At 65.6% G+C, this 24,206-nt stretch carries 21 protein-coding genes and 1 pseudogene; 8 read left to right on the top strand and 14 right to left on the bottom strand.

All coding sequences use genetic code 11. The features are described 5' to 3' along the window. Window positions 1–33: 33 nt before the first annotated feature. The 6 genes from ACK4HJ_RS18480 to ACK4HJ_RS18455 form a co-directional block, all read right to left on the bottom strand. Window positions 34–1,044, bottom strand: coding sequence for a BMP family protein (locus ACK4HJ_RS18480; protein ID WP_409834283.1), 1,011 nt, complete (start codon window positions 1,042–1,044; stop codon window positions 34–36). Window positions 1,045–1,266: 222 nt separating this feature from the next. Beyond that, window positions 1,267–1,896 (bottom strand): uracil phosphoribosyltransferase, encoded by a 630-nt coding sequence (upp, locus tag ACK4HJ_RS18475; RefSeq protein ID WP_056062295.1) that lies wholly within the window; start codon window positions 1,894–1,896, stop codon window positions 1,267–1,269. Window positions 1,897–1,930: 34 nt separating this feature from the next. Then, window positions 1,931–2,923 (bottom strand): threo-3-hydroxy-L-aspartate ammonia-lyase, encoded by a 993-nt coding sequence (locus ACK4HJ_RS18470; protein WP_409834281.1) that lies wholly within the window; start codon window positions 2,921–2,923, stop codon window positions 1,931–1,933. A gap of 169 nt (window positions 2,924–3,092) precedes the next feature. After that, window positions 3,093–3,941, bottom strand: a complete 849-nt coding sequence (locus ACK4HJ_RS18465) for an enoyl-CoA hydratase-related protein (RefSeq protein ID WP_409834279.1) — start codon at window positions 3,939–3,941, stop codon at window positions 3,093–3,095. Window positions 3,942–4,074: 133 nt separating this feature from the next. After that, window positions 4,075–4,875 (bottom strand): glycine-rich domain-containing protein, encoded by an 801-nt coding sequence (locus tag ACK4HJ_RS18460; RefSeq protein ID WP_409834277.1) that lies wholly within the window; start codon window positions 4,873–4,875, stop codon window positions 4,075–4,077. A 136-nt stretch (window positions 4,876–5,011) separates the two neighbouring features. Then, entirely contained in the window at window positions 5,012–6,532 is a 1,521-nt protein-coding gene (locus ACK4HJ_RS18455; RefSeq protein ID WP_409834275.1) for a helicase HerA-like domain-containing protein, read from the bottom strand. Between the two features lie 157 nt (window positions 6,533–6,689). Between ACK4HJ_RS18455 and ACK4HJ_RS18450 the strand changes: the two genes are divergently transcribed. The 7 genes from ACK4HJ_RS18450 (at window position 6,690) to rng (ending at window position 13,690) form a co-directional block, all read left to right on the top strand. After that, window positions 6,690–7,409, top strand: a complete 720-nt coding sequence (locus tag ACK4HJ_RS18450) for a YebC/PmpR family DNA-binding transcriptional regulator (protein WP_409834273.1) — start codon at window positions 6,690–6,692, stop codon at window positions 7,407–7,409. Window positions 7,410–7,636: 227 nt separating this feature from the next. Next, complete coding sequence (purD, locus tag ACK4HJ_RS18445; RefSeq protein ID WP_409834271.1) at window positions 7,637–8,917, top strand: phosphoribosylamine--glycine ligase; 1,281 nt, start codon at window positions 7,637–7,639, stop codon at window positions 8,915–8,917. Beyond that, window positions 8,917–9,897, top strand: a complete 981-nt coding sequence (hemF, locus tag ACK4HJ_RS18440; protein ID WP_409834269.1) for an oxygen-dependent coproporphyrinogen oxidase — start codon at window positions 8,917–8,919, stop codon at window positions 9,895–9,897. The genes purD and hemF overlap by 1 nt, the downstream gene beginning before the upstream one ends. Before the next feature lie 194 nt (window positions 9,898–10,091). Beyond that, window positions 10,092–10,904 carry a ribosome silencing factor gene (gene rsfS / locus ACK4HJ_RS18435; RefSeq protein ID WP_409834267.1) on the top strand — a complete coding sequence of 271 codons (813 nt, stop codon included), beginning with the start codon at window positions 10,092–10,094 and terminating at the stop codon, window positions 10,902–10,904. A gap of 86 nt (window positions 10,905–10,990) precedes the next feature. Next, the gene (rlmH, locus tag ACK4HJ_RS18430; protein ID WP_007858784.1) at window positions 10,991–11,458 is read left to right on the top strand and encodes a 23S rRNA (pseudouridine(1915)-N(3))-methyltransferase RlmH; all 468 of its coding nucleotides are present in this window, start codon (window positions 10,991–10,993) and stop codon (window positions 11,456–11,458) included. Between the two features lie 96 nt (window positions 11,459–11,554). Further along, window positions 11,555–12,169: a Maf family protein gene (locus tag ACK4HJ_RS18425; RefSeq protein ID WP_409834265.1), complete on the top strand. Its 615-nt coding sequence runs from the start codon at window positions 11,555–11,557 to the stop codon at window positions 12,167–12,169. 30 nt (window positions 12,170–12,199) lie between these two features. Next, complete coding sequence (gene rng, locus ACK4HJ_RS18420; RefSeq protein WP_409834263.1) at window positions 12,200–13,690, top strand: ribonuclease G; 1,491 nt, start codon at window positions 12,200–12,202, stop codon at window positions 13,688–13,690. Between the two features lie 24 nt (window positions 13,691–13,714). Here rng and ACK4HJ_RS18415 read toward each other — a convergent pair whose 3' ends face one another. Beyond that, window positions 13,715–14,323: a glutathione S-transferase family protein gene (locus ACK4HJ_RS18415; RefSeq protein WP_409834262.1), complete on the bottom strand. Its 609-nt coding sequence runs from the start codon at window positions 14,321–14,323 to the stop codon at window positions 13,715–13,717. 96 nt (window positions 14,324–14,419) lie between these two features. Between ACK4HJ_RS18415 and ACK4HJ_RS18410 the strand changes: the two genes are divergently transcribed. Then, window positions 14,420–15,385 carry a helix-turn-helix transcriptional regulator gene (locus ACK4HJ_RS18410; RefSeq protein WP_409834260.1) on the top strand — a complete coding sequence of 322 codons (966 nt, stop codon included), beginning with the start codon at window positions 14,420–14,422 and terminating at the stop codon, window positions 15,383–15,385. A 6-nt stretch (window positions 15,386–15,391) separates the two neighbouring features. On the opposite strand, the gene ACK4HJ_RS18405 is transcribed toward ACK4HJ_RS18410, so the two are convergent. From ACK4HJ_RS18405 to kdpF, 7 genes and pseudogenes are all read right to left on the bottom strand, one after another. Further along, window positions 15,392–16,102 (bottom strand): response regulator, encoded by a 711-nt coding sequence (locus tag ACK4HJ_RS18405; RefSeq protein WP_409834259.1) that lies wholly within the window; start codon window positions 16,100–16,102, stop codon window positions 15,392–15,394. Window positions 16,103–16,120: 18 nt separating this feature from the next. Further along, a complete protein-coding gene (locus tag ACK4HJ_RS18400; RefSeq protein WP_409834258.1) occupies window positions 16,121–18,865 on the bottom strand; it encodes a DUF4118 domain-containing protein in 2,745 nt (914 codons plus the stop codon). Between the two features lie 6 nt (window positions 18,866–18,871). Continuing rightward, a complete protein-coding gene (locus ACK4HJ_RS18395) occupies window positions 18,872–19,015 on the bottom strand; it encodes a hypothetical protein (RefSeq protein WP_409834256.1) in 144 nt (47 codons plus the stop codon). Continuing rightward, a complete protein-coding gene (gene kdpC, locus ACK4HJ_RS18390) occupies window positions 19,012–19,662 on the bottom strand; it encodes a potassium-transporting ATPase subunit KdpC (protein ID WP_409834254.1) in 651 nt (216 codons plus the stop codon). The genes ACK4HJ_RS18395 and kdpC overlap by 4 nt, the downstream gene beginning before the upstream one ends. A gap of 173 nt (window positions 19,663–19,835) precedes the next feature. Continuing rightward, window positions 19,836–21,901, bottom strand: a pseudogene (kdpB, locus tag ACK4HJ_RS18385) (potassium-transporting ATPase subunit KdpB). Between the two features lie 21 nt (window positions 21,902–21,922). Beyond that, window positions 21,923–23,716 (bottom strand): potassium-transporting ATPase subunit KdpA, encoded by a 1,794-nt coding sequence (kdpA, locus tag ACK4HJ_RS18380; RefSeq protein ID WP_409834252.1) that lies wholly within the window; start codon window positions 23,714–23,716, stop codon window positions 21,923–21,925. Further along, window positions 23,713–23,808, bottom strand: a complete 96-nt coding sequence (kdpF, locus tag ACK4HJ_RS18375) for a K(+)-transporting ATPase subunit F (RefSeq protein WP_010458774.1) — start codon at window positions 23,806–23,808, stop codon at window positions 23,713–23,715. Before kdpF ends, kdpA begins: the two co-directional genes overlap by 4 nt. Between the last annotated feature and the right edge of the window lie 398 nt (window positions 23,809–24,206).

The raw sequence follows: 24,206 nt of genomic DNA, 5'->3' as shown, positions 1-24,206 counted from the left end.
GGACGCGGGCACGGCTCCCGCTGCATCCAGTGCTTACTTGGCCGTGGACTTGGGCTGGCTGTCGTCCACCTTCACGGTGAATTTGCCCGCCAGAATGTCGGCCTCCTTCGCCTTGACCTTGGCGATGATGTCGGCCGGCACCTTCTTCTCGAATGTGCCCAACTGCGAGAGTTCAGAGCCCTTGTGCTTCATCATCGAATACGGGCCATAGTCCTCGGCGGTGAACTTGCCCTCTTTGACCAGCTTGAGTGCGCGGTCGATGCTGGGCTCCATGTGCCAGATGGCCGAGGCCACCACGGTGTCGGGGTACTGCGGCTGGGTATCGATCACGTTGCCGATGGCGAGCTTGCCTTTTTCCTTGGCCGCGTCGCTCACGCCAAAGCGCTCGGCGTAGAGCACATCCGCACCCTTGTCGATCATGGCGAAGGTGGCTTCCTTGGCCTTGGGTGGGTCGAACCAGCTGTTGATGAAGGTGATGGTGAACTCGACCTTGGGATTGGTCTCTTTGGCGCCCGCCATGAAGGCGTGCATCAGGCGGTTGACTTCGGGGATGGGGAAGCCGCCCACCATGCCGATCTTGTTCGTCTTGGTCATGCCGCCCGCGATCATGCCGGTCAGGTACGCGGGTTCCTGGATGTAGTTGTCGAACACGCTGAAGTTGGGCGCCTGGGGCTTGCCCGATGAGCCCAGCAGGAACGAGGTCTTGGGGAAGTCCTTGGCTACCTTGCGGGCTGCGGCCTCTACGGCAAAGGCTTCGCCCACGATGAGCTGGTTGCCTCCCGTGGCGTACTCGCGCATCACGCGTTCGTAATCGGCGTTGCTCACGTTTTCGCTGGCTTTGTATTCGATCTCGCCACGTGCTTCGGCGGCTTTCAGGGCCTTGTGGATGCGGCTGACCCATTGCTGTTCAAAGGGCACCGTGTAGATCGCCGCGACCTTGAGCTTGGACTGCGCTGTGGCCAGTGAGGGCGCCATGGCCATGGCGGCCGAGAGGGCCATGGAGGTGCACAGCAGGCGTCCGGTGAAGATGCGGCGAGTGGTCATGGTGGGATTTCCTTCAGACAAAAACGAGGGATGGGATTGCCCAGGTGTAGCAAGGAGCGCGCCAGTGGAGCCCCAGGGCTGCGACAAACCGGTGGCAAGTCTGCCAGAGGAAAGCCACCAAGTGGTAAAAAAATCCTGGCAGCGGCGTGCGGCCCGAGAAAAAGCCACCCGGTGCGCAGGGCACGGGGTGGCTGGCTGGTGCACGCCGGGCGGGCCGTGCGCTTATTTGGTGCCAAAGATGCGGTCGCCCGCATCGCCCAGGCCTGGCAGGATGTAGCCGTGGTCGTTCAACTCGCGGTCGATGGCGGCGGTGAAGATCGGCACGTCGGGGTGCGCCTTCTGCAGCGTGGCCACGCCTTCGGGGGCGGCCAGCAGGCAGACGAACTTGATGGAGCGGGGGTTGAGCTTTTTCAGGCGGTCCACGCAGGCTGCGGCCGAGTTGCCGGTGGCAAGCATCGGGTCCACCACGATGATGTCGCGCTCGTCCATTTCAGACGGCATTTTGAAGTAGTACTCCACGGGCTGCAGCGTGGCCGGGTCGCGGTACAGGCCGATGTGGCCCACGCGGGCGCCAGGCACCACGTTGAGCATGCCGTCCAGAAAGCCGTTGCCCGCACGCAGGATGGAGACCAGCACCAGCTTCTTGCCGTCGATCATCTTGCCCGTCATGGTTTCCAGCGGGGTTTCGATCTGCACGTCCTGCAGCGGCATGTCGCGCGTGACCTCATAGGCCATCAGCGTGGAGAGCTCGCCCAGCAGGCGGCGGAAGCTGTTGGTGCTGGCGTCCTTCTTGCGCATCAGTGTGAGCTTGTGCTGGACGAGGGGGTGGGTGATGACGGTGACGTTGCTCATGGCAGAAGGATGTACTTATTGAAAAAAACGGGCGTCAGTCTGCCAGAAACCGCGCATAGCGCGACAGGTCGACATTGCCGCCGCTCACGATGATGCCCACGCGCTCCCCGTGCAGCTGTTTGGCGCCGTCGTCTTCGCCTGAAAACGCCTGCGCGCCTGCAAACGCCAGGGCGCCTGTGGGCTCCACCACCATCTTCATGCGCTGGGCAAAGAAGCGCAGTGCTTCGATGAGCTGCTGGTCGCTGACAGTGATGATGTCCTCTGCGTGGTCACGGATGATGGGAAAGGTGTACTCGCCCAGTGACTGCGTCTGCGCGCCGTCGGCAATCGTTTGCGGGTGGGGGATGCGCACGATATGCCCGGCCCGCAAGGATTGCTGCGCGTCGTTGGCGGTCTCGGGCTCCACGCCGATCACCTTGCAATGGGGTGCCATGGCCTGCACGGCCAGGAGGCTGCCCGACATCAGGCCGCCGCCGCCCAGGCAGACGAAAAGGTAGTCCAGGTCGGGCACCTCTTGCAGCAACTCCAGCGCTGCGGTGCCTTGGCCGGCGATGACGTGGGGGTGGTCGAACGGAGGGATCAGCGTCATGCCGCGCTCGCGCGCGATCTGGCGGCTGATGGCCTCGCGATCTTCGGTATGGCGGTTGTAGGTGACCACCTGTGCGCCGTATTCGCGCGTGGCGGTCATCTTGGAGACGGCGGCGTCCTCGGGCATCACCACCAGGGCCGGCATGTCCAGCAGGCGCGCCGACAGCGCAATGGCCTGGGCGTGGTTGCCGGCCGAAAAGGTGAGCACGCCGTGCTCGCGCTGCTCGGCTGTGAACTGGGCGAGCGCGTTGTATGCGCCGCGAAACTTGAACGCCCCCGTGCGCTGCAGGTTCTCGCATTTGAAGAACAGCTTGGCGCCCAGCCGGGCGTCGATGGCGTTGCAGCGCAGCACGGGCGTGGGGTGGGCGATGCCGGAAAGCCGTTCGGCTGCGGCAGCCACGTCGCTGAACGTAGGCGGGGTAAGGCTGGGCAAGGTCATGGGCGTCATCCCTGTGTGCCGGGGCGCAGGCGGCCCCGGGGGCCCATGATAGCTCCATGCGACCAGACTACAAGCCAAAATGGCATCCAGCGCTTATGGGGAAAGCGCTGGCAGCTATGATTTTTGATGTGGTGCCGCTGGGTGCGCGCGGCAGGTGGGCGTCGGCGACTCAGTCCAGTTCGCTGAAGCGCCGCAGCGCCGGCAGATCCGGAAAGTCGCCCGCCCGCTTTTGCTTCATGGCGGTGACGGATTCCATCACGTGCCGGTTGCTCCAGATGGCGCCCTGCAGCCAGCCCATCTGGCGCAGGCTGTCTTCCACGCTGTGGTCGCGTGCGTAGTTGACGGCCTGCTTGGTGCCCCAGATGGCGACGGGCGGTTTGGCGGCGATCTCTTTCGCGCATTGCAGTGCGGCCGCCACCATGGCTTCCTGGGTGTCGAAAACTTCATTCACCAAGCCATATCCGAGTGCCTTTTGCGCAGGCAGGCGGCGGCCGGTGTAGGCCAGCTCCTTGACCACGCCCAGCGGAATCAGCTTGGGCAGGCGCTGCAGCGTGCCCACGTCGGCCACCATGCCAATGTTGATCTCCTGGATGCAGAAGAATGCGTCGGCCGTGGCGTAGCGCACGCAAGCCGTGGTCACCAGGTCCACGGCTCCGCCAATGCAGCCGCCGTGGATGGCCATGATGACGGGGATGCGCAGGCTTTCGACACGCGTGAAAGTGGCCTGCATGTCGGTCAGCAGGTCGAAGATGGCGGCGCGGCCTTCGGGGCTGCGGTCGTCCAGCGTGATGGCGCCGCCAAAGGTCTCCAGCGCCATGCCGGCGCTGAAGTGCTTGCCCGTGCTGCTAACGACCAGCGCCCGCGCTGCGCCCGAGGTGTTCAGGTAGTTCAGCACGGCATCCAGCTCGCGCCAGAAGGTGGGGTGCATGGTGTTCATGGCCTCGGGCTTGTTCAGAACCAAATGGGCCACGTGGTCAGTGATGCCGAGGGTGAAGCAGGTGAGGGCGGGGGTGTTCATGGGCGCCACTGTAGCTGTGCTGCAGCGCGCGGTGTCGTCGCGTGCGCGACTTTGGGTGATTTTGGCTGCTAGCGCTTGATGGGTAAGCGCTGGAAGCTATGAAAAGTGTAGTGTGGACGGGCATGGTCTGGAGTCAGTCCCCGCCACCACCACATCCTCCGCCGTCGCCGCCTCCATCTCCGCCGCCGTCCGCACTTTCGGCGCCGCCAAAGTGGCCCGCGTCACCACCGTAGCTGCCGTCTGCAAAGCTGGTGCCGCAGTACGTATCGCCGCCGCTGCCGCCCGCGTCGCTCTTGCGGGCGATGTCTGTGCAGTCAGGCACATAGGTGAAGCCGCCGGCAATGGCGAACTTGCCGTCCAGTGCAAACAGCAGCGGCAGGCGGCTGGGTTTGCGCGGGTCAATGGATTCTTCCTTGCACGTCCAGTACCAGCAGCGGCGCAGGCCGTCGTTGTGGCGGGTCCTCACGCCCAGCGCCTCTGCAGGGGTGTGGTGCAAGAAGAAACCCAGCGCTTGTTCGCACCAGGTCTTGTATGCCTGGGTGTGCAGGATGAATTCATGCCACAGCGCGTCCACCGCGCGCGAGGGCATGGCCACAAACTGTTTGTTGCTGCGCAGGCAGGCCATGAAGAACTGGCGCAGGCCGCGCTCCACCAAGTCGCAGTCGCGCGGGCTCAGGTGCGGGTAGGTCTCTCGCAGCTTGCGTTGCAGAAAGCGGGGCAGGGGGGCTTCGCGGATGAAGCGCTGGCGCACGGCGTTGGTCCACTGGATGATGAGGGCCACCACGATCACCGTGGCTAGGAAGTAGAGCACCCACACGCCCCGAAAGCGCCAGGCCCCGGCCAGCATGCCGCCCAACGTCACGGTCCACGCGGCAATGGCTAGCAACATGGCCTTGCCGCCCACGCGCAGCACCGCGCGTTCGACTCTTGTCATCGCCCGTCCCTCCTTTTTTGTTTTGTGTCGCGTTTGCAGGGCTTGCGCTGCAATTTCAAGGCGGAAGTGTGACGCTTATGTGCCGTTTGAGGGACAGTGTTGTGGGGCCCTCACCACCGCCTGGCCGCAACCCGTTTTATCGCCGCTTGCTGCCGCCGCCAAAGATGCCCCCCAGCACTCCGCGCAGGATCTCCTTGCCTACATTGGTGCCCACAGTGCGCACGGCCGACTTGGCCATGGTCTGCACAAGGCCATCGCGGCGGCCGCCGCGCGGGCCGGTGCTGCCAAACAGCAGGTCGTTAAGGAAGCCACCGCCTTGCTGGCCGTTTTCGGCTGAGCCCGCGGCACCCGGCGTGGCGGCGGTGGGGGCCGCCGGCGCGGACTCGGCCCGGCCCTTGAGTTTTTCGTAGGCGGATTCGCGGTCCACCATTTTTTCGTAAACGCCCGCTACCAGCGAGTTGGCGAGCAGCGCCTGGCGCTGCTGCGGCGTGATGGGGCCCAGCTGGCTGCCCGGGGGCAGCACAAACACGCGCTCGGTCACGCTGGGGCGGCCCTTGGCGTCGAGGAAGCTCACCAGCGCCTCGCCCACGGCCAGCTCGGTGATGGCGGTTTCAATGTCGAGGCCCGGCTTTTGACGCATGGTGGTGGCGGTGGCTTTGACGGCCTTCTGGTCACGCGGGGTGAAGGCACGCAGCGCGTGCTGCACGCGGTTGCCCAGTTGGGCCAGCACACTGTCGGGGATGTCCAGTGGGTTCTGCGTGACGAAATACACGCCCACGCCCTTGGAACGCACGAGGCGCACCACCAGCTCGATGCGCTCGACCAGCACCTTGGGCGCCTCGTTGAACAGCAGGTGGGCCTCGTCGAAGAAGAAGACCAGCTTGGGCTTTTCGGGGTCGCCGATCTCGGGCAGGGTTTCGAACAGCTCCGACAGCATCCACAGCAGGAATGTCGCGTACAGGCGCGGCGAGTTCATGAGCTTGTCGGCCGCCAGGATGTTGACCACGCCGTGGCCGTCCACCGTTTGCATGAAGTCCTGGATATCCAGCATGGGCTCGCCAAAGAACTTGTCGCCACCTTGCTGTTCGATCTGCAGCAGCCCGCGCTGGATTGCGCCCACGCTGGCGGCGCTCACGTTGCCGTATTCGGTGGTGAACTCCTTGGCGTTGTCGCCCACGTAGGTGAGCATGGCGCGCAGGTCCTTCAGGTCCAGCAGCAGCAGGCCACGGTCGTCGGCAATCTTGAAGACGATGTTGAGCACGCCCAGCTGCGTTTCGTTCAAGCCCAGCATGCGACCCAGCAGCAGCGGGCCCATGTCCGACACTGTGGCGCGCACCGGGTGGCCCTGCTCGCCAAACACGTCCCACAGCGCGGTGGGGCAGGCCTGCGGCGTGGGCAGCTCCAGACCACGCTCCTTCAGCACGGCCGCCAGCTTGTCACCGATCTTGCCGGGCTGGCTGGCGCCGGTGAGGTCGCCCTTCACGTCGGCCATGAACACCGGCACGCCGATGCGCGAGAAGTTCTCGGCAAGGGTTTGCAGCGTCACAGTCTTGCCCGTGCCGGTGGCGCCGGTGATGAGCCCGTGGCGGTTGGCCAGGCCGGGCAGCAGGTGGCATTCAATGGTGTCGTGCTTGGCAATCAGGAGGGGTTCGGCCATGGTGGAGGTTCCGGGTGGGGGCAAAAAGTGTGACCTGCGCAAACAGAAGGCTCAAACCGCGTATCCAGCGGGCATGTGCGGTGCCCCATCCTGATTGGCGCAAGTCGAAAAAGTAAAATCGCGGCCAGTAGATTAAATCAATACAAAAGGACTTCTCGTGGCAGGACACAGCAAATGGGCGAACATCCAGCACCGCAAAGGGCGGCAGGATGAAAAACGCGGCAAGATCTGGACCCGCATCATTCGTGAAATTACCGTGGCGGCCCGTGCCGGTGGCGGCGATTTGTCTGCAAACCCCCGCCTGCGCCTGGCGGTGGACAAGGCCAAGGCGGCCAACATGCCCGCCGACCGCATCAAGTACAACATCGACAAGGCCACGGGCAACGCCGAAGGCCTGACGTACGAAGAAATCCGCTACGAAGGCTATGGCATCGGTGGCGCTGCCATCATGATCGACACCATGACCGACAACCGTGTGCGCACCGTGGCCGAAGTGCGCCACGCCTTTAGCAAGCACGGTGGCAACATGGGCACTGAAGGCTCGGTCGTGTTCCAGTTCAAGCACTGTGGCCAGCTGATTTTTGCCCCCGGCACCAGCGAAGATAAAGTGATGGAAGTGGCGCTGGAGGCGGGTGCCGAAGACGTGGTGACCGATGACGACGGCGCCGTCGAAGTGCTGACCAGCCCGGCGGACTTTGAGGCCGTGAAGAACGCCTTGGAAGCCGCCGGCCTGACGCCCGAAGTAGCCAGCGTGACCATGCGGCCTGAGAACACGATCGAGCTGACCGGCGAAGACGCCGCCAAGATGCAGAAGCTGCTGGACGTGCTGGAAGACCTGGATGACACCCAGGAGGTCTATCACAACGCGGCGCTTTGAAGCTCCCCCTGAGGTGCTTTGCGCCTTTCCCCTCTCTCGCTGCGCTGCGCTTGCGGGAGGGGGACGCGCCCGGTGGCCTGGCGAAGCCAGTTCCACGGGTGCACTGGTCTGGGCCTCGCCGGTATCGGAGGCCGCGGCCGGTGTGCAGCGCAACCGTGGACTGTTGATTTTTCCCCTCGAACCTTTTGGCCGCTGACTTTGCGGGCAAGGGTTCACCAAAGGTTCCTATGAAAGTACTCGTGATTGGTGGCGGCGGCCGTGAACACGCGATGGCGTGGAAACTGAGCCAGTCCCCCAAGGTGACCAAGGTGTATGTGGCGCCAGGCAATGGCGGTACAGCCTTGAACTCCAAGCTGGAAAATGTGGCCATCTCTGATGTGCAGGCCCTGCGCGTGTGGGCGCAGACCGAGAAGGTCGCGCTCACGGTGGTCGGCCCCGAGGCGCCGCTCGCGGCAGGTGTGGTGGACGAGTTCCGTGCCAATGGCCTCAAGATCTTTGGCCCCACCAAGGCGGCAGCCCAGCTGGAAAGCTCCAAGGCGTTCAGCAAGGCCTTCATGCGCCGGCACGGCATCCCCACAGCCGACTACGACACCTTTACCGACCCCGCTGCGGCCCACGCGTTTGTGGACCGGCTGGGCGCGCCCATCGTCATCAAGGCCGATGGCCTGGCGGCGGGCAAGGGCGTGGTCGTGGCCATGACGCTGGAGGAGGCCCATGATGCCGTGGACTTCATGTTGGTGGACAACAAATACGGCGTGACCCACAACGAAGGTGGCGCGCGCGTGGTGATCGAGGAATTCCTCGAAGGCGAGGAAGCCAGTTTCATCGTGCTGTGCGACGGCAAGAACGTGCTGGCCCTGGCCACGAGCCAAGACCACAAGCGCCTGAAAGACGGCGACGAAGGCCCCAACACCGGTGGCATGGGTGCGTATTCGCCCGCGCCGGTGGTCACGGCCGATGTCCATGCCCGTGCCATGCGCGAGATCATCCTGCCCACCATCCGGGGCATGGAAAAGGACGGCATTCCCTACACCGGTTTCCTGTACGCCGGCCTGATGATCGACGCCAAGGGCCAGCCCAAGACGCTCGAATTCAACTGCCGCATGGGCGACCCCGAGACGCAGCCCATCCTGATGCGCCTGAAAAGTGACATGGTGGATGTGCTGACGGCTGCAGTGGACGGCAAGTTGGACCAGGTGGAACTGCAGTGGGACCGCCGCCCCGCGCTGGGCGTGGTCATGGCCGCCCACGGCTACCCCGAGAGCCCGCGCAAGGGCGACGCGATCACCGGCCTGCCGCAGGACGCGGACGACGCCGTGGTGTTCCACGCCGGCACGCAACTCAAGGATGGCGTGGTGAGCGTGACCGGCGGCCGCGTGCTGTGCGTGACCGTGCTGGCCGACAGCGTCAAGCAGGCGCAGCAGCGTGCGTACGATGTGGCACGCGGCATCCACTTTGATGGCATGCAGTACCGCCGCGACATCGGCTTTCGCGCCCTCAAGAGCTGATGGCAGACGCACAAAGCCTGAACACCGCTGACACCGTGTCCCGTGTGCGCGGCTATCTGGTGGGCCTGCAGGCCCGCATTACCGACGCGTTGGAAGCCGTGGAAGCGGCCGAAGGCGAGGTTGGTGCCCGCTTTCTGGCCGACGCGTGGAGCAAGCCACCCGGGGAGCCACTGCAAGGCGACGGCATCACCAAGATCATGGAAGGCGGCCGCGTGTTCGAGCGCGCCGGCTGCGGCTTCAGCCATGTGCGCGGCCCCCAGCTGCCACCCTCTGCCACGCAGCACCGGCCCGAGCTGGCGGGCGCACCGTTTGAGGCCATGGGCGTGTCGCTGGTGTTCCATCCGCGCAACCCTTATGTGCCCACGGTGCACATGAACGTGCGCATGATCGCGGCCGGCCACCCCGGCCAGGCGCCGACCTGCTGGTTTGGCGGTGGCATGGACCTCACGCCTTACTATGGGTTTGAAGAAGACGCAGTGCACTTTCACCGCACCTGCCGAGATGCGCTGGAGCCCTTCGGCGAAGACAAGTACCCGCGCTTTAAGCAGTGGTGCGACGAATATTTCTTCCTCAGGCACCGCAGTGAGCAGCGCGGCGTGGGCGGCGTGTTCTATGACGATTTCTCGGAGCTGGGCTTCGAGCAAAGCCTCGCGATGACCCAGTCGGTGGGTGATGCTTTCCTGGGCGCCTACCTGCCCATAGTCGGAAAACGCCAAGCGATCCCGTATGGCGAGCGCGAGCGCAGTTTCCAGCTCTACCGCCGGGGCCGCTATGTTGAGTTCAACCTGGTCTGGGACCGGGGCACACACTTTGGCCTGCAGTCGGGCGGGCGCACCGAGTCCATCCTGCTGTCCATGCCGCCGCTGGTGTCGTGGTCGTACCAGCGTGCGGATGCTGCGGATTCAGCCGAGGCTGAGTTGTTGCAGCGCTTTCTTGTGCGCCGCGACTGGCTGGGTACCAGGCCTGATTCAACGGCCTGACACTTCCCAAAAGTCACAAAGCTATAATTTCAATAGCTACCCGCGCTTTTCACATGGGCGCCAGAGGCTAAAAACACCTCAAAAATCGGCGACGACAACGCACAACACCGGCACAACACCCAAGGCACAGCCCTATTGGTCGCCCGCAACGTTGCACGCTATATTGAATCCATCCCCTCTTTGATCACCACCTGATGACCACCTCCACCAAATCGGAAACCGCCGCCAAAAAAGATGTCACCAAACTGCAGCGCGCCATCGTCGATGGCTTGGAAGACGTCAAGGCGCAAGACATCCAGGTCTTCAACACCGAGCAGCTGTCGCCGCTGTTTGAACGGGTGATCGTGGCATCGGGCACCTCCAACCGCCAGACCAAGGCCCTGGCCGCCAGCGTGCGTGACGCGGTCAAGGAAGCCGGATTCAGCAAGCCCCGCATCGAAGGCGAAGACAACGGCGAGTGGATCATTGTGGACTGCGGCCCCGCTGTGGCGCACATCATGCAGCCCGCCATCCGCCAGTACTACCGCCTCGAAGAGCTGTGGGGCGAAACCCCGGTGCGCTTGAAGCTGGGTGCCGCCAAGCCCGAGGCTGCCGCGAAGAAAGCGCCCGCCAAAAAGAAGGCCGCCGCTGCACCCGAAGTGCCCGCCCGCAAGCCCGGTAAACCCAAGGCTGTCAATGTCGCCGCTGTGACCGAAACCAAGCCCAAGGCCGCTGCCAAGAAGGCCCCTGCCCGCAAGACCTCTGCCTCGGCAGGCGCAGGCGCTGCTGCAAAAGCCCCCGCAGCCAAGAAGCCCGCTGCCGCCAAGAAGGCCCCGGTGAAGACGGTGGTCGTCAAGCCCGGCGCCAAGAAGCCTGCGGCCAAGAAAGCTGCGCCCAAGTCTTCGGCGCCTGCACGCGCCTCTGCCAAGCCCGCATCGGCAAAGCCTGCGGCCAAACCAGTTGCAAAAACCGCTGCCAAACCCGCCGCCAAAAAAGCCCCGGCGCGAAGCGCTGGCAAAAAGGGCTGATCTGGGCGGCTGTGCTGCTGCGCGGGCCCGAGGCAGCCTTTGCGCGCAGCACCTTCACTTCCTCGAACCCCTAGCGCGTATTCCCCATGAAGCTGCTTATCGTGGCGGTCGGGCAGCGGGTGCCTGACTGGGCACAAACGGCTTACGACGACTACGCCAAACGCTTCCCGCCCGAACTCAAGGTCGAGCTCAAGGCCGTCAAGACCGAGCCGCGCGGCTCCAAGACGCTGGAGACGCTCTATGCCGCCGAGCGTGAGCGCATCGAGGCCGCCATTCCCCGGGGCACTCGCGTGGTGGCGCTGGACGAGCGCGGTACCAACCTCACCACCAAGGCACTGGCCGAGCGGCTCAAGGGCTGGCAGCTGGGCGGCGACGATGTCGCGCTGGTCATCGGTGGCCCCGACGGGTTGGACCCGGCCTTTCGCCAGGCCGCGCACGAACGTATTCGCTTGTCCGATCTGACGCTGCCCCACGCCATGGTGCGGGTTCTGCTCATCGAGCAGCTGTACCGCGCCTGGTCGGTGAATGCCGGGCACCCCTACCACCGAGAATGAGGCCTGGATCGGGGTGTGGGTGGAATACTATATTTTTTATAGCTGCTAGCGCTTGATGGGTAAGCGCTAGAGCCGATTTTTAATCAAAATCTGTTCATGCCTGACTTCATCTACCTCGCCTCCCAAAGCCCCCGCCGGCGCCAGCTGCTGGAGCAACTGGGCGTGCGCCACGAACTGCTGCTGCCCAATGTGGACGGCGACGAGCCCGAAGACGCGGAAGCCATCGAGGTGGTGCTGCCTGGTGAAGCGCCCACGGCGTATGTGGAGCGCGTGACCGCCCTCAAGCTCGACGCGGCTGTGGCCCGGCGTGCCCGCCGTGGTTTGCCCGATGCGCCCATCCTGTGCTCTGACACCACCGTGGCGCTGGGCCGCACCATCTACGGCAAGCCCGACGACGCGCCCCATGCCGCGCGCATGCTGGGCGAGCTGGCGGGCCACGAGCACCGCGTGCTCACCGCGGTGGCGCTGCAGGTGGGCCCCAAGCGCCTGAGCGCGCTGTCCATATCCCGAGTGACCTTTGCAGCCATGACCACCGCGCAGATTGAGGCCTACGTGGCCACGGGTGAGCCACTGGGCAAGGCCGGGGCTTACGGTATCCAGGGCCGGGCTGCTGCATATGTGGAGCACCTGGCTGGCAGCTATTCGGGCATCATGGGGCTGCCGATGTACGAGACGGCACAGCTGCTGCGCGCGGCAGGTTTCGCCATCTAGGCGACAGCAACAACACACAACAACAACGCCATGCAACAAGACATCCTGATCAACTGGTCGCCCCAGGAAACCCGCGTGGCCATTGTCGAGCACGGCGCCGTGCAGGAGCTGCATGTGGAGCGCACGCTGGAGCGTGGCCTGGTGGGCAACGTCTACCTCGGCAAGGTCTCGCGCGTGCTGCCAGGCATGCAGTCTGCCTTCATCGACATAGGCCTGGAGCGCGCGGCCTTCCTGCACGTAGCTGACGTGTGGCAGCGCCAGCCCGATGGCGAGCCGCCCGCATTCGCCCGCAAGAACGAGCCACAGGTGCCCATCGAAAAGCAGGTATTCGAAGGCCAGGCGCTCATGGTGCAGGTGATCAAGGACCCGATTGGCACCAAGGGCGCGCGGCTGTCTACGCAGATCAGCATCGCCGGCCGGCTGCTGGTGTTTTTGCCGCAGGACGACCATGTGGGCGTGTCGCAGAAGATTCCGCCGGCCGAGCGCGATGCGCTGCGCGCGCGGCTGCAGGCGCTGGTGGGCGATAAATCCACGGGTGGTGGGGGCGGCTTCATCCTGCGCACCAACGGCGAGGATTCGACCGATGCGGAGCTGGCCGAAGACATTGCCTACCTGCGCAAGACCTGGGCGCGCATCAAGGAGGCATCGCTCAAGCTGCCTGCCATGTCGCTGCTCCATCAGGATTTGGACCTGCTGCAGCGCGTGCTGCGCGATCTGGTGGGTGACCACACGCAGACCATCCGCCTGGATTCGATGGAGCAGTTCCAGCGCCTGCGTGCGTTTGGGCAGGAATTCATGCCCGCCGCCGCCGGCAAGCTGCAGCACTACAAGGGTGAACGCCCGATTTTTGACCTGTACTCCATCGACGAAGAGGTGGCCAAAGCCCTGGGGCGCCGCGTCGATTTGAAGTCTGGCGGCTATCTCATCGTGGACCAGACCGAGGCGCTCACCACCATCGATGTGAACACCGGTGGCTACGTGGGGGCACGCAACTTCGACGACACCATCTTCAAGACCAACCTGGAGGCCGCCCAGGCCATTGCCCGCCAGCTGCGCTTGCGCAACCTGGGCGGCATCATCATCGTGGACTTCATCGACATGGTGCGCGAGGACCACCAGCAGGCCGTGCTGTCAGAGTTCAAGAAGCAGCTTGCGCGCGACCGGGTCAAGACCATGTCGTCCGGCACCTTCTCGCAACTGGGCCTGGTGGAGATGACACGCAAGCGCACCCGCGAGTCCCTGGCTCACATGCTGTGCGAACCCTGCGAGGTCTGCCAGGGCAAGGGCAGCGTGAAAACCGCGCGCAGCGTGTGCTACGACATCCTGCGCGAGATCCTGCGCGAGGCGCGCCAGTTCAATCCGCGCGAGTTCCGTGTGGTGGCGTCACCACGGGTGGTGGAGCTGTTCCTGGACGAGGAAAGCCAGCATCTGGCCGGCCTCTCGGACTTCATCAAGAAGCCCATCTCGCTGCAGGCCGAGAGCGCGATGGGGCAGGAGCAGTACGACATCGTGCTGCTGTAGCACCCATCGTTCTGCGCGCCGTCTTCAAGCATCGATCTGCATCGCCGGGCGTGCTTGCACCTGCGCCAGCCAGGCCTGCACATGCGGGTGCGCGTTGACGGGCGCACCCAGGTAGACGCTGTAGCCCAGCACCGAGCCCACCACCAAGTCCACAAGCGAATAGTCGGCGCCCAGCATCCAGGGCTGCGCAGCCAGCCGTGCGTCCAGCACCGCCAGCAAATCATTCAGGCCGGCCGTGGCAGCCCGTGCATGCATGGGGCTGCGTAGTGCCTCGTCGCCCTGTGTAGCCACCTGCAGGCGCACCAGTACCGCGCCGTAAGTCACATACGCCCATGTGCACCACGACAGGGCCTGCAGCGCCTCGGGCGTGCCCGCAGCGGGCCACAGCCCGCGCTCAATGCCAAAGCGATGGCCCAGCCAGAGGTGGATGGCCAGGGCCTCGAACATGGGGGCGCCGTCCACGGTCAAGGTAGGCACCTTGCCGTTGGGGTTCAGGGCCAGGTATTCCGGGCGGCGCTGCTCGCCGGTGCGGATGTCGATCTTCACGCGTTCGTGGGGCACGGCCAGCTCGGTGAGGGCGCAGGCGATGGGGGTGGCGCTGGACATGGGGTGCCAGTAGAGAACGATGGACATAGAGGACTCCTTGGGTTGGGTTGAAAGAAAAAGGTGAAGTCACTGTAGAAGCCATTGCGGACAGTTTTAGTCCTCAATGAACGCTAAAGTGCACCCATGCTCACATCGTCCTCCCGCTTGCTGCGTCTGCTCTCACTGCTGCAAACCCGAAGCCACTGGATGGGCCAGGACCTAGCCGAACGCCTGGAAGTACACCCCCGCACGCTGCGGCGCGACATTGACCGGCTGCGCCAGCTGGGCTACCCGGTCGAGGCCAGCAGCGGGGTGGCCGGGGGGTACGCCTTCCGCGCGGGGCAGGCATTGCCACCGCTGCTGCTGGACGACGGGGAGGCGCTGGCCGTGTCGATTGCGCTGCGCACTGCCACGGCCGGCGCCGTCGGTGGCATTGAGGAGCCGGCGTTGCGCGCGCTGGTCAAGCTGGAGCAGGCCATGCCCGCGCGGCTGCGTCAGCAGGTGGATGCGCTGCGCTCCACCATCCAGCCGCTGGACCGCGTGGGCCCCGTGGTGGAGGTCTCGGTGCTGGCCGCGCTGGCGTCGGCCTGCCGTGACCAACTGCGCACCGAGTTCCACTACGAAGACGGCAAAGGCCGCAGCGCACAGCGCTCAGTGGAGCCCCAGGGCGTGGTGCACACTGGGCAGCGCTGGTACCTAGTGGCGTGGGACCGGACGCGCGGCGACTGGCGCACGTTCCGCATCGACCGCATCGTGGGGACTCCCCAGTTGGGGGCGCATTTCGCTCCGCGGGCGTCACCCGACGGGGGCGATCTCAAAGCCTATGTCGCGCGCTCCATCTCAGTGGCGCCCCACGCCGAAATCGCCCGCGTGGTGCTTCACGCGCCCCATGCCGAGATGTCCCGCCGCATTCCCCCGTCGGCGGCCGTCGTGCAACCCTTGGAAGAGGGCCGACGCTGCGTGATGGAATGCGGCGTCAGCGATTCGCTGGTGTACTGGCTGATGGCGCTGGATGTGGAGTTTGAGGTGCTCGCGCCCGCATCGCTGGCGGATCGTCTGCGCGTGGCGGGGGAGCGGGCGTTGCGCTGTGCTGGCGCGGCTGGTTCGTGATGCGCTTCAGGGCACGAACCGATACCCGATGCCTGCTTCCGTTCGCAGGTGCCGGGGCATGGAGGCGTTGTCTTCCACCTTCTTGCGCAGGTTGGCCATGTGCACGCGCACATAGTGCGTGTCGTCGGCGTGGCCTGGCCCCCACACGGCTTTGAGCAGTTGCTGGTGGGTGATGACACGGTCGGGCTGCGAGGCCAGGTGGGTGAGCAGCTTGTATTCGATGGGCGTGAGGTGCAGGGCCTCGCTGCCTTGCTCGCCCGCGCGGCGCTCCACGGTGCGGCGGGCCAGGTCCACGGTGATGTTGCCGAACTGGATCAGGGGCATGGCCTCTGCGTTGGAGGGGCGCTGGCTGCGGCGCAGTTGTGCACGCACGCGGGCCGTCAGCTCCCCCGGTCTAAAGGGTTTGACGAGGTAGTCGTCGGCCCCCGCGTCCAGTGCGGCGATCTTGCTCGATTCGGCGCTGCGGGCTGACAGGACGATGATGGGCATGGCGGACCAGGTGCGCAGGTCGCGGATCAAGTCGACGCCGTCGCCGTCGGGCAGGCCCAGGTCCAGCACCACCAGATCGGGGCGGCGCGTGCCGGCCTCGATCAGGCCGCGCTGCAAGGTGGCAGCCTCGTGCACTGTGTGGCCTTCAGTCTCCAGCGTCAGGCGCACTAAGCGGCGGATGTCGGCTTCGTCTTCGACGATGAGGATGTGGGTGGGCAGGTCGGTCATGGGTTGGGTGCGGGGCGGTCAGACGTCGACAGGATGTGGCCGCACATCGTCGCCCAGGTCGGTGGGCGGGGTGCCGCGCGGCAGCAGCAGCGTGAAGCGGGCTCCGGCGGCCTGGCCCAGCGGATTCAGGATGGTATCGCCGCGGATGCTGCCGCCGTGCGCCTGCGCGATGGCGCGGCAGATGGCCAGGCCCAGGCCCACGCCCGGCGTGGCGCTTTCGCGGGCGCCGCGTTCAAATTTTTCAAACAGCAGCTCTTCGCGCCCCTTGGGGAGGCCGGGCCCTTCGTCGCTGACGGTGATGGCCACAGCATCGCTCTGCGCCTGCGCGGCCAAGTTGATGGGCGTGCCCGGCGGCGTGTACTTGGCGGCGTTCTCTAGCAGATTGACCAGCACGCGCTCCGTCAGTACGGTGTCGATCTGCACCAGGGGCAGGTCGTCCGGCAGCTGCACGTCCACGCGGTGCGCGGCCAGGGCGGGCGTGCAAGCGGCCAGGGCGCTGCCCACTACTTCTTCCAGCGGCTGCCAGGCCTTGTGGAGCTGCACGGCCCCGGCTTCCAGCCGGGCCATGTCCAGTAGGTTGTTGACCAGCGCGCTCATGCGCTGGGCTGACTGGCGGATGGAGCCTGCCAGCGCCTGCTGCTCGGAGGGTAGTGGCGGCTGCACCATGGCCAGGGATTCGGCCAGGCCCACCAGCGAGGCCAGCGGCGTGCGCAGATCGTGCGAGATGGCCGAGAGCAGCGAGTTGCGCAGCCGCTCGGACTCGATCTGGACGGTGCTTTTCTGCGCCACGTCGATGTAGTGGATGCGTTCGAGCGAGATGGCGAGCAGCGAGGCGCAGGTCTGCAGCAGGCGGCGCGGCTCCACCCCCGGCACCTGGCCGTGGGGCATGGCCACCACCAGCACGCCGCGGATGCGCATGGGCGCCTTCAGCGGCAGCACCAGCGTGGGGCTGGAATGCAAGGTGTCCGTGCCCCGGCCTGCGGGCTCGCCGCGCTCGAACGCCCATTGCGCCACGGCCATGTCCACCGGGGCGGTGCCGCCGGGCAATACCTGCAGGCGGTTGTCGTCGTCGGCCACCACCAGGGTGCTGCCGGCATTGAATTCGCCGGTCATGAAACGCGCGCCAATCTCGGCCACCTGTTCGGGCAGCAGTGCGGCAGACAGGTCGCGCGCCATGTCGTAGAGGCTGCGCACGCGGTGTTCGCGCTCCGTGGCAGCCTCGGCCTGCACCTTGAGCCCGGCGGTGAGCTGGCCCACTACCAGGGCCACCACCAGCATCACGGCGAAGGTGACGAGGTACTGCGCGTCACTGACCGCAAACGTGAAGCGCGGCGGTACAAAGAAAAGGTCGAAAAACGCCACACCCAGAATGGCGGCCATCACGGCAGGGCCGCGTCCAAACCGCAATGCCACGCCCACCACCACCAGCAAAAACAGCATGACGATGTTGGTCAGCTCCAGCACATCGGCCAGTGGCGTGGCCACCACGGCAGCAAGGCAGCAGGCCAGGCCCGCCGCCAGATAGCCAGGCCAGAAGGCAGCGCCCTTGTTCGTGGTTTCAGGCGACGCATTGGAGGTGGAGGGGCGCGCCAGGCCTGCGCGGGCGGGCAGCGTGCCCACCTGCAGCAGGTCGAGGTCGCTAGCCAGATGCCCCACCTGGTCGGCCAGCGTGGTCTGCCAGGGCCAACGGTGTGCGCTGCGGCCCATGACCACGCGCACCAGGTTGTGCTCGCGCGCATAGCGCACCAGGGCCTGCGCGGGCTGGGCGGCAGGCAGCACGGTGCAGGCCACGGCCCCCAGCTGTTGCACAAGCTTCAAGGTGCGCTCCACCTGCGGATGCAGCGTGGTCGACCGGCCTTGCTGCTCGGGCGTCTCGACATGCACGGCGTGCCAGGGCAGGTCGAGCTGGGCGGCCAGACGGGCGCAGCTGCGCACCACCTTTTCGGCGTTGTCGCCCGTGCCCACGCAGGCCAGCAGGGCCTCGCGGTTGGGCCACACGGCTTCGGCCGTGGTGGTGCTGGCGCGGCGGTAGGCGCGCATTTCATCGTCCACCCGGTCGGCGGTGCGGCGCAGGGCCAGCTCGCGCAGGGCCAGCAGGTTGCCTTTGCGAAAGAAGTTGGCGGCGGCGCGTTCGGCCTGCTGGGGCAGGTAGACCTTGCCGGCCTTCAGGCGCTCCAGCAGCTCATCGGGCGGCAGGTCGACCACCACCACTTCGTCGGCCGCGTCAAAGAACTGGTCGGGCACCGTCTCCCACACGCTGATGCCGGTGATGCCGCTCACGATGTCGTTCAGGCTCTCCAGGTGCTGCACGTTCATGGTGGACCACACGTCGATGCCTGCGGCCAGCAGTTCTTCGGCGTCTTGCCATCGTTTGGGGTGGCGCGATCCGGCCACATTGCTGTGGGCCAGCTCGTCCAGCAGCACCAGGCCCTCGGGGTTCGCAGCACCCCAGGCCAGGGCGGCGTCCAGGTCAAACTCGGGCAGGGTGCGGTCTTTGTAGGGCAGCGCGCGCAGCGGCAGGCGGGGCAGGTGGGCGGTCAGCGCCTCGGTGTCTGAGCGGCCATGTGTTTCGACCACGCCAATGGTGACGGGCGTGTCCTGCACCTGCGCTGCCCGCGCGGCAGACAGCATGGCAAAGGTCTTGCCCACGCCTGCGCAGGCGCCAAAGAACACCTTGAGCCGCCCGCGTCGAGCCTGGGCCTCCTCGGCATGCAGGCGCTGCAGCAGGGCATCGGGGTCGGGGCGCTGGGTGGGGTCTTGCATACGGTTTTACGGTTTGCCGCTGTGGGTGGGCTTAGCGCGTGGCGCATTGTCGTTGACGCCTTTGTCCACCGGGCCTTTGCGGGCCACTATCCACCACGCCATCAGCAGTGGCAGGACTACCGCCAGTGCTGCCAGCAGGACTTCGGTCATGGTTTGGCAGCGTTGGCAGCAGGTGCTGGGCTCGCAGGCTTGGCCACATCCAGCGCCAGGTTCAACGCCAGCACGTTCACGCGCGACTCGCCCAGCAAGCCCAGGAAAGAGCCTTCGATGTTCTGCTGCACCAGAGCTTGAACCTGCGACAGCGGCAGGCCACGGGCCTGCGCGACGCGACCAGCTTGAAACTCTGCAGCTGCAGGGCTGATGTGGGGGTCCAGCCCGCTGGCCGATGCGGTGACCAGGTCCACGGGTACGGGGCGGGTGTTGCCGGGGTCGGCGGCGCGCAGTTCTTCGATGCGAGCTTTCACGGCATCGACCAGTGCGGGATTGGTAGGGCCCAGGTTGGAGCCGCCCGACGCAGCGGCGTTGTAGGCCATAGGCCCCGTGGCGGAGGGGCGGCTCCAGAAGTAGCCGGGCATGCTGAACGACTGCCCAATCAGCTCGGACCCGACTACTTTGCCGCCCTGGGTGATGAGGCTGCCATTGGCCTGGTGCGGAAACGCGGTTTGCGCCACGCGGGTGACGACCAGCGGGTAGATCAGGCCGGTGACGACCGACAGCACGATGAACAGTGTGACTGCAGGGCGCAGCAGGCCGCTGGGTTGTGCGGGCAAGTCGTCGCGAGGGATACGGATAGACATACGATTTTTCCTTTCAATGAGATTCCGGGAACTGCGGGTCAGCCTGGCGCAGCGCAGGCCCGTGGACACGAGCAAGGGCCGCCCCGCAGCGAGGGTGTCGTCGCCCTCCCCGCGGAGCGCAGCGCAGCGAGAGGAGGGGGAAGGCGCGAAGCGACACAGGGGGCGGACCCTATTCAATTCAAGCCAGCCGCAGCCAACACCATGTCAATCAGCTTGATGCCAATAAACGGCACCACCATGCCCCCCAGCCCATAAATCGCCAGGTTGCGGCGCAGCAGCGCAGCGGCGCCCACGGCGCGGTAGGGCACGCCCTTCAAGGCCAGCGGGATCAGGAAGATGATGATCAGCGCGTTGAACACCACGGCCGACAGGATGGCCGACGAGGGGCTGGCCAGGTGCATGAAGTTCAGGGCAGACAACTGCGGGTAGGTGGTGACAAACGCCGCCGGGATGATGGCGAAGTACTTGGCGATGTCGTTGGCAATGCTGAAGGTGGTGAGCGAGCCGCGCGTCATCAGCATCTGCTTGCCGGTCTCCACGATCTCGATGAGCTTGGTGGGGTTGCTGTCCAGGTCCACCATGTTGCCGGCCTCCTTGGCGGCTTGCGTGCCCGTATTCATGGCCACGGCCACGTCGGCCTGGGCGAGGGCGGGGGCGTCGTTGGTGCCGTCGCCGGTCATTGCCACCAGTTGCCCGGCGGCCTGGTAGCTGCGGATGAGCTGCAGCTTGGCCTCGGGTGTGGCCTCGGCCAGGAAGTCGTCCACACCCGCCTCGGCGGCAATGGCGGCGGCCGTCAGGCGGTTGTCGCCCGTCACCATCACGGTCTTGATGCCCATGCGGCGCAGCTCGGAAAAACGCTCATTGATGCCGCCCTTGACCACGTCTTTCAGCTCCACCACGCCCAGCACGTGGGCACCATCGGCCACCACCAGGGGCGTGCTGCCGCGGCGCGATACGTCGTCCACCGCGGTCTGTACGGCGGTAGGAAAGCGCCCGCCCAGTGCCTCCACATGCTTGCGAATGGCATCGGCCGCGCCCTTGCGCAGCAGGCGCGGGCCGGGCAGATCGACCCCGCTCATGCGGGTTTGCGCGGTGAAGTGCACGAACTGCGCGCCCATGGCTTCGATGTCGCGTTCGCGCAGGTTGAACTTCTGCTTGGCAAGCACGACGATGCTGCGGCCCTCGGGCGTTTCGTCCGCCAGCGAGGCGAGCTGGGCGGCGTCGGCCAGGGCAGCGTCGGTGACACCCGGGGCTGAGATGAACTGGCTGGCCTGCCGGTTTCCCAGGGTGATGGTGCCGGTCTTGTCCAGCAGCAGCACGTCCACATCGCCTGCGGCCTCCACCGCGCGGCCCGAGGTGGCGATCACGTTGGCCTGCATCATGCGGCTCATGCCCGCCACGCCAATGGCGCTGAGCAGGCCAGCAATCGTGGTGGGATCAGGCACACCAGCAGGGCCACCAGCACCACCAGGCTCACAGGCTCGCCCGCTCCACTCGCCTGCACGCTGAACATCGAGAACGGCAGCAGCGTGACGACGACGCCCAGGAACACGATGGTCAGCGCCACCAGCAGGATGGTCAGCGCGATCTCGTTGGGTGTCTTGTGGCGCTTGGCGTTCTCCACCATGGCGATCATGCGGTCCACGAAGGTCTCGCCGGGGTTCACGGCCACGCGCACCACCATCCAGTCCGACAGCACGCGCGTGCCGCCGGTCACGGCCGAGAAGTCGCCGCCCGATTCACGGATCACCGGGGCCGACTCGCCGGTGATGGCGCTTTCGTCCACCGAGGCCACGCCGTCGATCACCTCGCCGTCGGCCGGTATGACGTCGCCTGCTTCAATCAGCACCACATCACTCTTGCGCAGGTTGCTGGCCTCCAGCGGCAGCCAGGTCATGGCGGTGCGTGGGGTGTTGCGGTCAAAATGGCCGTCGAGCTTTTTCGCCCAGGTCTGCTTTTTAAGGCCGCGCAGCGAGGCCGCCTGGGCCTTGCTGCGGCCTTCGGCCATGGCCTCGGCAAAGTTGGCAAACAGCACCGTGAACCACAGCCAAAGGGCCACCGCAGCGGTAAAGCCCTCGGGCTTGCTGGCGGCCAGCGCGGTGGTGAAGGCGCTGCCCACGTACACCACAAACATCACCGGGTTGCGCCACTGCACGCGCGGGTCCAGCTTCTTGAAAGCCTCCAGCAGCGCAGGGCGTACCAGGGCGGGGTCGAACAGGGTCAATGTCTTGCGACTCATCACAATCTCCCAGCTATCTTCTTAACGTGGCCAGAGCATCAAATGCTCGACCACCGGCCCCAGCGCGAGCGCGGGCACATAGTTCAGTAAACCCACCAGCAGCACCACACCAGCCAGCAGCACCACAAACAGCGGGCCGTGCGTGGGCAGGGTGCCATCGGTGGCGGTGGCGCGTTTCTTGGCGGCCAGGGACCCGGCCATGGCAAGCACTGGCACGATCACGCCAAAGCGCCCCAGCCACATGGCCACGGCCAGCAGCGTGTTGTAGAACGGGGCGTTGGCCGACAGGCCTGCAAACGCGCTGCCGTTGTTGTTGGCGGCGGATGAAAAGCCGTACAGCACCTCGCTGAACCCATGCGCTCCGGGGTTGGACATGCCAGCGCGGCCCGCGTCGCTCATCACCGCCACGGCGGTGCCCAGCAGCACCAGCAGCGGGTTTACGAGGATGGCGATGGAGACGAGCTTCATCTCATGCACCTCGATCTTCTTGCCCAGGTATTCGGGCGTGCGGCCAATCATCAGCCCCGCAATGAACACGGCCAAGATGGCGAACACCAGCATGCCGTACAGGCCCGAGCCCACGCCGCCTAACACCACTTCGCCCAACTGCATGAGCACGATCGGCACCATGCCGCCCAGCGGGGTAAAGCAGTCGTGCATGGCAATCACCGCGCCGCAACTGGCGGCCGTGGTGATTACGGCAAACAGCGCCGAGGTGACGATGCCAAAGCGTGTCTCCTTGCCCTCCATGTTGCCGCCGGCCTGCAATGTGCTGGCGGCTTGGTCCACGCCCAGCGATGCCAGCAACGGGTTGCCCTGCTGCTCAAAGGTGGTGGCCGCGACCACCGCCACCACGAACAGCAAACTCATGGTGGCCAGAATCGTCCAGCCCTGGCGCTCGTCGCCCACCATGCGGCCAAACACCAGGCAAAGCGCGGCGGGGATGAGGAAGATCGCCAGCATCTGCAGCAGATTGCTCGCGGGCGATGGGTTCTCGAACGGGTGGGCCGAGTTGGCGTTGAAGAAGCCACCGCCGTTGGTGCCCAGCATCTTGATGGCCAGTTGCGACGCTACCGGCCCCATGGCTAGCGCCTGGGTGGTTTGGGTGGTGACCTCGGTCACCGCAGCACCCTGGGCATCCAGCACCGGCTCGCCTGCAGCGTCCAGCTTGGGTGCCTGGTAGCTCACGGGTTCCAGGGTCTGAACCTCGGTGTAGGACGACAGGTTCTGAATGACCCCCTGGCCTGCGAACACGGTGGCAAGCACCAGCGCCACTGGCAGCAGCACCCACAGGGTGGTGCGGGTCAGGTCTACCCACACATTGCCAATGCTTTGCACGGAATGCCGCGCAAAACCGCGCACCAGCGCCACCACCACCACAATGCCCGTGGCGGCAGACAGGAAGTTCTGCACCGTCAGCCCCAGCATCTGCGTGAGGTAGCTCATGCTGCTTTCGCCGCCATAGCCCTGCCAGTTGGTGTTGGTGACAAAGCTGATGGCGGTGTTGAGCGCTGAATCCGGGGTGATTGCGGCCATGGCCTGCGGGTTGAGTGGCAACACCGCCTGCCAGCGCTGCAGCGCATACACGGCCAGCACGCCCAGGCCGTTGAACACCAGCAGCCCCAGCGCGTAGCGCAGCCAGCCCGTCTCTTCATGGGGCCGCACACCGGCCAGTTTGAACAGCGGCCCTTCCACCCGCCGCCCCAGGGCAAAACGCCCCGCCATCACGGCGTCGATACCACGCGCCAACGGCCAGGCCAGCGCCAGCAGCAGTGCCATGAACACTGCCAGTTGCAGCCATGCCCCGGTACTCACGAGAAGTCCTCCGGACGCAGCAACACGGCCACCAGATAAACCAGCAGCGCAGCGGCCAGCACGGCCGCCAGAATCATCCAGCCGCTGGTCATGGCCGTCCCCCTTGCGCCTGCCGTTGCAGCAGCGCGCAGCCTTTTGCCAGTCCAAAAATGGTCAGCCAGAGCAGGCCTCCCACGGCCATAAAAACCAAGTCCATATCGTCCTCCTTGAGACATGGACCGATGCTAGGAACGGCCGTATCAAGATGGGCGCAAGAGTGCGGGGCGGGGTATCAAGAATGCATCAAGAGGGGGATGCACCAGGGCCGGCTCGACAGAAAAGTGGGTTGTGATTTGCTATTGAAGTGATAGCTTCTAGCGCTTGATAGTCAAGCGCTAGGGACCCTCTTCACGAATCCCCTGCGTCATGTGCCGACGAATGCTTGAAGCCGAGACAATAGGCACATGAAGCAAAGCAGCCTGGGCCTGAGCAACACCACCAAGCGCACGCG

Source organism: Acidovorax sp. (assembly GCF_046294525.1).
Classification (GTDB): domain Bacteria; phylum Pseudomonadota; class Gammaproteobacteria; order Burkholderiales; family Burkholderiaceae_C; genus Acidovorax.
The sequence above is the reverse complement of the archived record's forward strand: the minus strand, read 5'-3'. Positions and strand labels throughout refer to the sequence as shown.

What these genes read in the sequence shown, in the direction of transcription:
- ACK4HJ_RS18410 (WP_409834260.1), top strand. Translation starts at nt 14,420, where the DNA reads ATGCTCACATCGTCCTCCCGCTTGCTGCGTCTGCTCTCACTGCTGCAA.
- rsfS (WP_409834267.1), top strand. Translation starts at nt 10,092, where the DNA reads ATGACCACCTCCACCAAATCGGAAACCGCCGCCAAAAAAGATGTCACC.
- purD (WP_409834271.1), top strand. Translation starts at nt 7,637, where the DNA reads ATGAAAGTACTCGTGATTGGTGGCGGCGGCCGTGAACACGCGATGGCG.
- ACK4HJ_RS18455 (WP_409834275.1), bottom strand. Translation starts at nt 6,532, where the DNA reads ATGGCCGAACCCCTCCTGATTGCCAAGCACGACACCATTGAATGCCAC.
- ACK4HJ_RS18395 (WP_409834256.1), bottom strand. Translation starts at nt 19,015, where the DNA reads ATGACCGAAGTCCTGCTGGCAGCACTGGCGGTAGTCCTGCCACTGCTG.
- kdpF (WP_010458774.1), bottom strand. Translation starts at nt 23,808, where the DNA reads ATGACCAGCGGCTGGATGATTCTGGCGGCCGTGCTGGCCGCTGCGCTG.
- ACK4HJ_RS18425 (WP_409834265.1), top strand. Translation starts at nt 11,555, where the DNA reads ATGCCTGACTTCATCTACCTCGCCTCCCAAAGCCCCCGCCGGCGCCAG.
- upp (WP_056062295.1), bottom strand. Translation starts at nt 1,896, where the DNA reads ATGAGCAACGTCACCGTCATCACCCACCCCCTCGTCCAGCACAAGCTC.
- ACK4HJ_RS18460 (WP_409834277.1), bottom strand. Translation starts at nt 4,875, where the DNA reads ATGACAAGAGTCGAACGCGCGGTGCTGCGCGTGGGCGGCAAGGCCATG.
- kdpC (WP_409834254.1), bottom strand. Translation starts at nt 19,662, where the DNA reads ATGTCTATCCGTATCCCTCGCGACGACTTGCCCGCACAACCCAGCGGC.
- hemF (WP_409834269.1), top strand. Translation starts at nt 8,917, where the DNA reads ATGGCAGACGCACAAAGCCTGAACACCGCTGACACCGTGTCCCGTGTG.
- ACK4HJ_RS18400 (WP_409834258.1), bottom strand. Translation starts at nt 18,865, where the DNA reads ATGCAAGACCCCACCCAGCGCCCCGACCCCGATGCCCTGCTGCAGCGC.
- ACK4HJ_RS18415 (WP_409834262.1), bottom strand. Translation starts at nt 14,323, where the DNA reads ATGTCCATCGTTCTCTACTGGCACCCCATGTCCAGCGCCACCCCCATC.
- ACK4HJ_RS18480 (WP_409834283.1), bottom strand. Translation starts at nt 1,044, where the DNA reads ATGACCACTCGCCGCATCTTCACCGGACGCCTGCTGTGCACCTCCATG.
- rng (WP_409834263.1), top strand. Translation starts at nt 12,200, where the DNA reads ATGCAACAAGACATCCTGATCAACTGGTCGCCCCAGGAAACCCGCGTG.
- ACK4HJ_RS18465 (WP_409834279.1), bottom strand. Translation starts at nt 3,941, where the DNA reads ATGAACACCCCCGCCCTCACCTGCTTCACCCTCGGCATCACTGACCAC.
- ACK4HJ_RS18405 (WP_409834259.1), bottom strand. Translation starts at nt 16,102, where the DNA reads ATGACCGACCTGCCCACCCACATCCTCATCGTCGAAGACGAAGCCGAC.
- ACK4HJ_RS18470 (WP_409834281.1), bottom strand. Translation starts at nt 2,923, where the DNA reads ATGACCTTGCCCAGCCTTACCCCGCCTACGTTCAGCGACGTGGCTGCC.
- rlmH (WP_007858784.1), top strand. Translation starts at nt 10,991, where the DNA reads ATGAAGCTGCTTATCGTGGCGGTCGGGCAGCGGGTGCCTGACTGGGCA.